6 protein-coding genes are annotated in these 6,521 nt (G+C 67.2%); 3 read left to right on the top strand and 3 right to left on the bottom strand.

Annotation, left to right across the window (positions count from 1 at the left end; all coding sequences use genetic code 11):
- Window positions 1-2,259, bottom strand: a 2,259-nt coding sequence (locus tag OXN85_02435) for a sialidase (GenBank protein MCY3598818.1), incomplete at its 3' end; no start/stop codon positions are given.
- Between the two features lie 163 nt (window positions 2,260-2,422).
- Here OXN85_02435 and OXN85_02430 point away from each other — a divergent pair.
- A complete protein-coding gene (locus tag OXN85_02430; protein ID MCY3598817.1) occupies window positions 2,423-3,646 on the top strand; it encodes a Uma2 family endonuclease in 1,224 nt (407 codons plus the stop codon).
- A 3-nt stretch (window positions 3,647-3,649) separates the two neighbouring features.
- Here OXN85_02430 and OXN85_02425 read toward each other — a convergent pair whose 3' ends face one another.
- The gene (locus OXN85_02425; GenBank protein ID MCY3598816.1) at window positions 3,650-4,012 is read right to left on the bottom strand and encodes a cupin domain-containing protein; all 363 of its coding nucleotides are present in this window, start codon (window positions 4,010-4,012) and stop codon (window positions 3,650-3,652) included.
- A gap of 281 nt (window positions 4,013-4,293) precedes the next feature.
- On the opposite strand from OXN85_02425, the gene OXN85_02420 reads away from it, so the two are divergent.
- Both OXN85_02420 and OXN85_02415 read left to right on the top strand, forming a co-directional pair.
- Window positions 4,294-4,851: a Uma2 family endonuclease gene (locus OXN85_02420; GenBank protein ID MCY3598815.1), complete on the top strand. Its 558-nt coding sequence runs from the start codon at window positions 4,294-4,296 to the stop codon at window positions 4,849-4,851.
- A gap of 180 nt (window positions 4,852-5,031) precedes the next feature.
- Complete coding sequence (locus OXN85_02415; GenBank protein MCY3598814.1) at window positions 5,032-5,349, top strand: hypothetical protein; 318 nt, start codon at window positions 5,032-5,034, stop codon at window positions 5,347-5,349.
- 187 nt (window positions 5,350-5,536) lie between these two features.
- On the opposite strand, the gene OXN85_02410 is transcribed toward OXN85_02415, so the two are convergent.
- Window positions 5,537-6,521 (bottom strand): hypothetical protein (locus OXN85_02410; GenBank protein ID MCY3598813.1); only part of this gene is annotated, 985 nt, incomplete at its 5' end.

Raw genomic sequence — 6,521 nt, 5'->3', positions numbered from 1 at the left:
CCAGAACCCGCGCCCGTACGTGCCCACGACGAGATCGTTGAAGTGCTCCTGCACGACGATCCCCGACACGGGCGCCGCCGGCAGGTTGTTCTGCAGCGGCTGCCAGTCGTCCCCGTCGTTGAAGGAGACGTAGATCGCGTTCTCCGTCCCCACGTAGAGCATCCCCGGCCGCACCGGGTCCTCGACGATGATCTTCGTGTAGCTCAGCATGCTGGGCGGGATCCCGTCGACGATCTTCTCCCACGAGGCGCCGAAGTCGCGCGTTCGGTAGACGTGCGGGTCGCGGATGTTCACCTGGTGGCCGTCCGCCGCGATGTACGCCGTGCCCGCGTCGTAGCGCGAGGGCGCGATGCTGCGCACGGCGATCCACTCCGGCAGCCCGTCGACGTTGCCCGTCACGTCCGTCCAGTTCTCTCCGCCGTCGCGCGTGATGTGGAGCTTGCCGTCGTTCGTGCCCGCCCAGATGAGCCCCGCCTCGATGGGCGACTCCGCGATGCCGAACACGGTGCCCGCGTACTCCACGCCGATGTTGTCCCCCGTGAGCCCGCCCGAGAGGCCCATGCGGCTACGGTCGTTCAGCGTCAGGTCCGGGCTGATCACCTCCCAGCTCTGCCCGCGGTTCCGCGTCCGGTGTACGTGCTGGCTCCCCACGTAGACCGTCTCGTTGTCGTGCGGTGAGATGTGAACCGGAGCGTCCCATATGAAGCGGTAGCGCACGCCCGACGCCGGGCCCCGGCTCTGCTCGGGCCACACCTCGACGGGTCTGTACTGCCGGCGCTCCTCCTCGTAGCGGACGACGATCCCGCCCACCATCCCCGACCCCGAGGCGGAGGACCACACGATGTTGGGGTCGGTCGGATCCGGCGTGGCGAAGCCGCTCTCGCCGCCCCCGACGTGGTGCCACATGCCGCGTGGAATGTGGTTGATGCGCCGGGTGCCGAGGATCCGGCTGTTGCTGGGGCCGCGGTAGGTCGGCTCATCCTGCTTGTTGCCGAGCACGTTGTAGGGGACCGCGTTGTCCACCGTCACGTGGTACATCTGCGCGTTCGTGAGCCGCTGCCGGAACCACGTCTTCGTGCGGTTGATCGAGATCGAGAGCCCCTGGTCGTGCGCGACGATCATGCGGTCGGGGTTCGTGGGGTCGATCCACATGTCGTGGTGGTCGCCGCCGGGCGCCTGCGGCCGCGGCGTGACGTCCAGCGTGCGCCCTCCGTCCGTCGACACCGTGAAGGAGGCGGTGAGGAAGTAGGCCTCGTCCTCGTCATCGGGCGAGATCACGACGCGCGAGTAGTAGTGCGGCCGCCCCATCGCGTTCCGGTTGCGGGTGATGAGCGCCCAGGTGCGGCCCCCGTCCTCGGAGCGCCACAGCTGGCCGTCCTCGGTGGGCTCGCCGTCCCACGGGATCCCGTCCCCCGTCTCGAGCATCGCATACACGCGCTGCGTATTCGAGGGCGCGATCGCCACGGCCACCTTGCCGACCGGCTTCTTCGGCAGGCCGATCGTGTTGTCCGGCCCGTTCAGCTTCTCCCACGTGTCCCCACCGTCGCGCGACACGTGCAGACCTCCGCCCGGGCCGCCGCTCGTGCGCCCCCAGGTGTGGATCTCGAGCTGCCACGTGCCCGCGAAGAGGATGCGCGGATTCGACGGATCCATCGCGATGTCCGAGCACCCCGTGTCCTCGTCGATGAAGAGGACGTGTTCCCAGCTCTCCCCGCCGTCGGTGGTGCGGTAGACGCCCCGCTCCGGCTGCGGCCCGTAGGAATGGCCCAGCGCGCAGACGAAGACGATGTCGGGGTTCGTTGGATGGATGAGAAGGCGCGGGATGCGTCCCGTAGGTTCGAGCCCCATGAGCGTCCACGTCTCTCCCGCGTCGGTGGACTTGTAGATGCCCTGACCGATGGAGACGTGGCTCCGGATCTTCCCCTCTCCCGTCCCCGTCCAGACGATGTTGGGGTCCGTGGGAGAGACGGCGAGCGACCCGATCGACTGCACCGGCTGGTCGTCGAACATCTCGTCCCAGTTCACGCCTCCATCGGTGGTCTTGTAGATGCCGCCCGAGGCCGCGCCCACGTAGTAGGTGTACGGCTGGCCGGGAATCCCCGCCGCCGCGCTGAAGCGGTTCCCCTCCGGGCCGATGTTCCGCCACCGAAGCGTTTCGTAGGCCGCCGGATCGGGAGCGGCCTGCGCCGCGAGCGGGGCGACGGCCGGAAGAGAGAGGATGAGCAGCGCGAAGAACGCGCAGAAGGATCGGACGCGCATGTTGTGCCTCGCCGGGTTGAGCTGGACGAATGCCGGAAATGTGCCGGGCAAGCACGGTGCGCCGGACGAGCCCGGCTGACAAGACCCGTCGAAGGCCAGAGAAAGGGGATGCCGCGGCACGAAAGTGGCTGCGGTCCGCCGGCAGGCCTATCGTGAGAAGACCATGTCACTTCCCTACATCACCTGGCAGGATGCCCTCCTGATGCCGGAGGACGGACGTCGCCACGAAGCGATCGATGGCGAGTTGTACGGCACGCCGGCCCCGAGCACGCGCCACCAGCTTGTCAGCGGGCGTCTCCTCACGGCGCTGGGCGACATCCTGGACCATCCGGGATACGGCGAGATGTTCATCACCATGACGGCCGTCGAGTTCCCTGAGACGCGCGAGGGCGTCATGCCGGACCTCATGTTCGTGTCCAGCGAACGACGGGGGATCATCACGGAGAACTGGCTCGTGGGCGCGCCGGACCTGGTGATCGAGATCACTTCTCCGGTGACGGAAGACCGGGATCGTGGGATCAAGCTCGACTTGTACAGGAGGCAGGGAGTTCGCGAGTACTGGATCGTCGATCCCGACCGGAACGTAGTCGACGTGTGGCGGTTCGGGGAGGAGCCGGAGGAAGAGCGCTTCAAGACGGAGCTACCCGTTCGGCTTGGAGCGGATCAGGTCGGCGCGATCGACCTGAAGGTCGTTTTCTCGCGAGACCTGTTCCGGTACCGCGAAGCCGTGGTCCACCGAATCGGTAGGCGGCGCTCCGTTGAGAGCGGGATGATGAAGCCGGCGACCATAGGGGCGGACTTGGAGACCACTGCCGCCCGGAGCTACGATGTGTCGACCATGCAAATCCCCTCGATCACCTGGCAGGACGTCCAGCAGATGCCGGAAGACGGCAATCGCTACGAGGCGATCGAGGGTGACGTTTACATGACCCCCGCCCCGACGTTCCGCCACCAGCGCGTCAGCCTCCGACTGCTGGTGGCCCTGGACCGGATCCTGGAACAGCCCGGGCACGGCGTGGTCGTGCAAGCGCCGTTCGGTGTCGAGTTTCCGGCCACGGGAGAAGGCGTTCAGCCGGACCTGTTGTTTGTCTCCAACGAGCGGCGTGGACTCATTACAGACGCGGGGCTCACGGGCGCGCCGGACCTCGTCGTCGAGATCCTCTCACCTTCCACGGCCAGCCGCGACCGGGGCCTCAAGCTCCGCCTCTATGAGCGACAAGGCGTGCGCGAGTACTGGATCGTGGATGCGGACGAGAACACCGTCGACGCGTGGCGGTTCGGGGAGGATCCCGCACACGAGCGCTTTGAGGCAACCCTCCCGGTCCGGCTCGGAACCGAACGGGTAGGTGCGATCGACCTGGAAGCCGTGTTCGCGCCCGACCTCTGATCTTCAGATCCAGACGTCCGATTCGGCGGTGAGGTCGCCGTGCTCGTCGCCGGTGTTCACGACGCCGCGGGGTTCGACGAGCAGCAGCTTCACTTCCTCCTCGGCGACCGGGCGGTGCTTCACGCCGCGGGGGACGACGTAGAGTTCGCCGGGGCCGATCTCGACGGCGCCGTCGGGGAGGTCGATGCGGAGCGTACCCTCGAGGACGAAGAACGCCTCGTCCGTGTCCGCGTGGTCGTGCCACACGAACTCGCCCTTCACGCGCGCGATCTTGAACAGGTAGTCATTGAGTTCGGCGACGACGCGCGGCTGCCAGTAGTCCGGCAGCCGGCCGAACTTCTCCTCCAGGTTGACGGCTTCCTTCATCCCCGACTCTCCGCTCCGTGGTTCGCTTCGGTCGTCACTTGAGCCTCCCGCAGGTCCATGTCCCGATCTCCATGAGCAACACAACGATGCGTCATACCGAGTCACGGTATGCCTCGTAGGTGCGGGGTGTCGAGCGGGAGCGTCGAGCCGGAATTGCTCGCGGCTCATTCCGGCCCCGTCGCCGGAGGGGCGGCATTGCAGTTGAGAGCTGGATGAGCAGGGGCCGGACCGTGGGGTTGGACTTTGGTTTCACCCCCGCCCGGAGCTATGATGTGCAGACCATGCCGCAATCCTCGACCGCACCCGTCACCTGGCTCGACGCCCAGCGAATGCCGGACGACGGCAACCGTTACGAGGTCATCGGGGGCAAGCTGTACGTGACCCCCGCACCCTCGATCCGCCACCACCGCATCACCAGACGGCTCTTCCGCGCCCTCGATCCTCTGCTCGTGAAGGCAGGACGCGGAGAGCTGTTCTGGGCACCCGTCGGGGTTGAGTTCCCGGTCACGGGCGAGGGAGTCGAGCCCGACCTGATGTTCGTGTCCGCCGAGCGGAGGGGGATCGTGGGGAAGGACTGGATCCGGGGCGCGCCCGATCTGGTGGCTGAGATCCTCTCCCCCTCCACGGCCCGCCGCGACCGGAGCAAGAAGCGGGACCTGTACGAGCGCCACGGCGTGCCCGAGTACTGGATCGTCGATCCGGACGCGAACGCCGTGGATGTGTGGCGCTTCGGTGAAGATCCCGAGCACGAGCGCCACACGACAACGCTCCCCGTGCGGCTCGGCTCGGAGCGCCTCGGCACCATCGATCTGCGGGACGTCTTCCGCCCCGACTCCTGACGGTCCAATACCGCAAGCGGGTGGAAGCCGCTTACCGGCACTTTTTTCGCGACATTGAGATTGATCCGGAGACGGGGACGACGCGGGCGGTGGCCAAAGGAAACGACACGTCCAATACTGGGCAGCACGGATGCGAAGGATGATTCATCCCCGCCTTCACGGGCCGTCATGGACCACCCGGTGCCGCAGTCAGGAGGGACGGAGCGCTACAGGGGGCTCTTCAGGGACGATGCGTTGGTATTGGGCCTGATCGCTTTGGAAGGCCAGAATCAGGCGGTCCAACTCCACGACGTGGTGGCCCATGTACTCGAGCAGGGGTACGCCGGGCCGCGTGGCGGGAAGGGCTCCGCCATCTACTTTGCATGTCGCTGGCTGGCGAAGCACGGGAAGCCGGTCCGCGGCTTCGTCATCACATCTCCGCGCCGTGGCTACTACCGCCTCGACAAGGCGACGAGTGCTCAAATTGCGGCATGGAGTACCGACGCGCGTGGATCGTGACCAGTGTTGCTCAGACGTCGTCGTTCAAGGTGTTTCGACCTCGTAACCCAATTCCTTGAGACGTCTGCGGGCCGTATCGAGTTGTTGTTGGCTGAAGAGCGGCGCGAATTCGGGTTCGAGGACTTGCCTTTTGTCTGTCATCGCAACGGATTCTCCCAGCGCTCGATCTCGTCCAGCAGCATGACGCTCATCGGTCCTCCGGGGGCGGGATCACGCGGGTGAGGTAGTCCGCGAGTTCCGCGTCGGGGGCTTCGGCGCGCCCTTCCTCGGGGGACGGGGGGTAGCCGGACAGGGTTCGGGCCGGGAGGGGCACGACGCGGTCGCCGGTGGCGGTGTTGAGGTCTCCGTCCTTCACCCAGCCGTCGGAGTAGATGAGGAAGGTGCGCTTCCAACCCTCGGGCAGCGGCGGGAACGCCTCGGCGTCGAAGCGGAGGGTGATCTCGTCGCCGGCGTTCTGGATCACGTAGCGGTCGTCGCCCTCGGACACGAGGTCGGTCACGTCGCCGAAGCGGGTGTAGAGGCCGAACAGGTCGTGCCAGCGGGGCTCGACGGTGACGGAGTCGTAGTCGAACCAGTGGGGGCCATAGCGGCCGCCCTTTCTGAACTCGCGCGCGAAGCCGCGGTAGTGGATGTCCGCGTTGCGGGGCGCGAGCGACGTCACCCGATGCTCATCTGCCGCCGGGTGCGCCGCGCCGGTCGTGAAGAAGGCCTCGTCCCAGTAGACCATGAGGTTCGTGCGGATCCGCACTCTCCTGTCGTCGGTCGGGAAGAGGCCGCGCAGGTCGGCGACGACCGTCTTGTCCTTGCCCGACGGGAAGCTGAGGCCGGGGATGGCGGGCTGCCACTCGCCGTCGGGACCCATCACGTCGAGTTCCGGGAAGTGCGGTGCGAGGGCGTCCGACTGTCCCATCGCCACGTTGATGCTCGCGTCGGTGGGGAAGATCCAGCCCGTGAGGAAGAGGGTGACATCGCCGGAGGCGGCCTCGGGGCCGAGGTCGAGGATGAGTTCGTGGGGCTCCGCGATCCCCTGGAAGCGGCCGGGCCGGAACGACGAGACGTAGCGGAAGTCGCGTTCGGCGAGCGCCTCGCGGTGATCCCGTCCGTTCTCGTCCGTGGCCGAGACGGGGGCGTGCCGCTCGCCCACCCGCCACAGTTCGAGGTCGATGGGCGCG

It is taken from the genome of Candidatus Palauibacter australiensis (assembly GCA_026705295.1).
Classification (GTDB): Bacteria; Gemmatimonadota; Gemmatimonadetes; order Palauibacterales; family Palauibacteraceae; genus Palauibacter; species Palauibacter australiensis.
The sequence above is the reverse complement of the archived record's forward strand: the minus strand, read 5'-3'. Positions and strand labels throughout refer to the sequence as shown.